The organism is Deinococcota bacterium (assembly GCA_030858465.1).
Taxonomy (GTDB): Bacteria; Deinococcota; Deinococci; order Deinococcales; family Trueperaceae; genus JALZLY01.
In genome coordinates, this window is sequence record JALZLY010000249.1 from 1 (window position 1) to 3,080 (window position 3,080).

3 protein-coding genes are annotated in these 3,080 nt (G+C 70.6%); all 3 read right to left on the reverse strand.

Translation table 11 applies throughout. The features are described 5' to 3' along the window. Nucleotides 1–157: 157 nt before the first annotated feature. The 3 genes from M3498_12560 to dgoD all read right to left on the reverse strand — a co-directional run bounded on the left by M3498_12560 (nucleotide 158) and on the right by dgoD (nucleotide 3,004). Complete coding sequence (locus tag M3498_12560) at nucleotides 158–1,081, reverse strand: sugar kinase (protein ID MDQ3460113.1); 924 nt, start codon at nucleotides 1,079–1,081, stop codon at nucleotides 158–160. A 76-nt stretch (nucleotides 1,082–1,157) separates the two neighbouring features. Beyond that, nucleotides 1,158–1,832, reverse strand: coding sequence for a bifunctional 4-hydroxy-2-oxoglutarate aldolase/2-dehydro-3-deoxy-phosphogluconate aldolase (locus M3498_12565; protein MDQ3460114.1), 675 nt, complete (start codon nucleotides 1,830–1,832; stop codon nucleotides 1,158–1,160). A gap of 29 nt (nucleotides 1,833–1,861) precedes the next feature. Further along, on the reverse strand, nucleotides 1,862–3,004 hold the full coding sequence (dgoD, locus tag M3498_12570) for a galactonate dehydratase (protein MDQ3460115.1): 1,143 nt from the start codon (nucleotides 3,002–3,004) through the stop codon (nucleotides 1,862–1,864). Between the last annotated feature and the right edge of the window lie 76 nt (nucleotides 3,005–3,080).

Here is a 3,080-nt window from a genome sequence, read left to right on the forward strand (position 1 = left end):
GGCCACCGCCGGCAAAGGCAAGCCCTACCGCAAGGACCAGCCCCGGCGCAACGAGCACATGATCATGTTCCGCCGCGACCTCGAGCACGCCGCCGCCGAGGAGGCAAGCCCTGAGGAGGAAACCGAAGCTTGACCGGCCTCCGCGCGGCACCGGCGCTCAGCGGAGGATACCCCTGCCGCCCGCCATGAGAAGGGCGTTCATCTCCTCGCGGCCGGTCACGACCATGTCGCCGGCCTGGGACAGGGCCAAGGCCGCCAAGGCCGTGCCCCGGCGCAGCCCTTCGGCCAGCGAGCCGTCCAGCCAGCCGTCGATCACCCCGGCGGCGAAAGCGTCACCCGCGCCGAAGCGGTCGATGGTCTGGGCTGTGAGCGCCGGCACGCTCAGGAACCGGTCACCGTCGAGGGCGCAGGCGCCGCTCTCTCCCCGGGTCAGGACGATCTGCCGGGCGGGCGTGAGGGGGCGAAGGCCGGCCAGAAGCTGCCGCTCGTCCCCGCCGAGCTCGAAGAGCTCCCTGGCGTCGTCCTGCCCGCAGATCAGAAGGTCCACCCCGGCAAAGAGGTCGCGCAGCGCGCCAGCAGCCTCCTGGGGCGGCCACAGCCGGCTCCGGTAGTTCACGTCGAAGCTGACCAGGACGCCCGCCTGCTTGGCCCTCGTTACCGCCTCGCCGACGAGCGCGCGGCAGGCGCCGCCGAGCGCGGGCGTGATCCCGGTCAGGTGGAGGACTCGAGCGTCCAGGAGATAGCTCCAGTCGACGTCCTCGCGCGTCACCTCGGTCATGGCCGAGTGGGCGCGGTCGTAAACGACCTGAACCGGGCGCGGGGCCGCGGCGAATTCGGCGTAGTAGGTGCCGACGCGGCCGCCCGGCGCCAGGACGACCGCGGAAAGGTCGATGCGGGCCGCGCGCAGGCGGCGCAGGACCATCTCTCCGAGCGGGTTGTCGGGCAGCCGGCTGAGCCAGCCGCAACGCCGCCCCAACGAGGCGAGCGCGGCGCAGACGTTGCTCTCCGCGCCGCCGGGATGGACGGCGAAACTGTGGGCGTCCGCGAGCCGCTCTCCCGCCGGCACGCTCAGCCTGAGCATGGTCTCGCCCAGGCTGGTGACGTCGAACCTCGAAGACCCTGGAGGCCCTGGCGAGGCTGGAGGCCCTGTCGCCCCGTCAGCCATCGAGCTCGCCCTCGCGCGCCCGGCGCAAGGCCGAGACGAGCCGGTGAGCCCTGTCGGTCAAGGCCTCCTCTTCGTCGCTTGCGCCCCTCACCAGGGTGCTGCCCACGCCGACGGCCACCGCCCCCGCCGCCACATAGGCGGCCACGTTGTCGACGCCGACGCCGCCGGTAGGGATGAAGCCGATGTCGTCCAGGGGCGCCCGCAGCGCCCTCAGGTACGAAGGGCCCAGGCTGTCGGCGGGAAAGAGCTTGACCAGCCGGCAGCCGGCCGCCCAGGCGGCCTGGGCCTCGCTGGCGGTGAAGACGCCCGGCAGGTGCAGAACGCCCCGCGCCTGCGCGCGGAGGGCGCTGGCGAGGTCGAGGTTGGGCGAGACGAGAAACTGCGCCCCGGCGTCCAGCGCCCGGTCGGCGTCATCAGCGGTCCGCACCGTCCCCGCGCCGACCAGGAGCTGGCCGGCCAGCTCGCGCCGCAAGGCCGCGACGCCTGCCAAGGCGCCCTGGCTGTTGAGGGTGAGCTCGAGCACGCCGACCCCCCCGCGCAAGAGCGCCTCGGCAACCCTCAGCAGGCGGGGCAGGGGGAAGTCGCCGCGGAGGATGGCGATGACGCCCGCCTCGCGGATGATCGTTGCAGCCTCTGCAGCAGCCTCTGTGGACGCTGGACTCGTCATGCTAGCTCCTTTGGCAAACCTGGCCTAGCTTACCACTCGGCTACGCTGCCGTCGGCGCTCCTCCAGACCGGGTTGCGCCAGCGGTGCCCCCTGCGATCCGCCTCACGGACCGCCTCCTCGTCGATGTCCACGCCCAGACCCGGCCCCTGCGGAACCTTAAGGGACCCGTCCGTAAGGGCGAAGACCTGGGGATTCCTTACAAAGGTCAGCAGGTCGTGGCCCTGGTTATAGTGAATGCCCAAGGAGATCTCCTGCAAGACCACGTTGGGCGTGCAGCCGGCGAGCTGCAACGAGGACGCCAGGGCGAGCGGGCCCAGCGGGCAGTGAGGCGCGACGGCCACGTCGTAGGCCTCGGCCATGGCGCTGATCTTCTTCGCCTCCAGGATGCCGCCCGCGTGGGAAAGATCGGGCTGGACGATATCGACCACGCCTCCCGCCAAAAAAGGCTTGAAGCCCCAGCGGCTGTAGACGCGCTCGCCCAGGGCCACCGGGATGCTGCTCACCGAGGAGAGCTCCCTCAGGGCCTCGGGGTGCTCGCTCAGGACCGGCTCCTCGACGAAGAGGATGCGGTAGGGCTGGAGCAGCCTGAGAAGCTGCTTGGCCATGCCCCGGTGGACCCTGCCGTGAAAGTCCAAGGCCACCTCGAGCCCTTCGCTTTGGACCGCCTCGAGCCTCTCTAAGACCTCGTCCAGGACCTTCCAGCCCTCTTCCAAGTAGCCCACTTCCGGGGTGGCGTTCATCTTGACGGCCCTAAAACCCTGGCTCTTGCGAAGGCTCGTGGCCTCCGCCAGGACCTCCGGACGGTCACCGCCGAGCCAGGCATAGGCCTTGATGGATTCGCGCACCCGGCCGCCCAGCATCTCCCAGACCGGCAGCCCCAGCGCCTTGCCCTTGAGGTCCCAGAGCGCCTGCTCGAAACCCGACAGGGCCGACATCAGCACCGGCCCGCCCCGGTAGAAGCCGCCGCGGTAGCCGACCTGCCAGAGGTCTTCGATGCGGTAGGGGTCGGCGCCCACGAACCTGTCCCTGAACGGCTCAAAGGCGCCCGCTACGGCTTCGGCGTGGCCCTCGAGGCTGGCCTCGCCCCAGCCCACCACCCCTTCGTCCGCTTCGACCCGGACAAAGAGCCAGCGAGGGGGAACGTAAAACGTCTCGATGCGGGCGATCTTCATGCTTGCTCCCGTGGCGGCGACCTATAACTCTGTGAACGCCGGCGACTGCTAGCCATGCTACCCCAATCCTCTACCC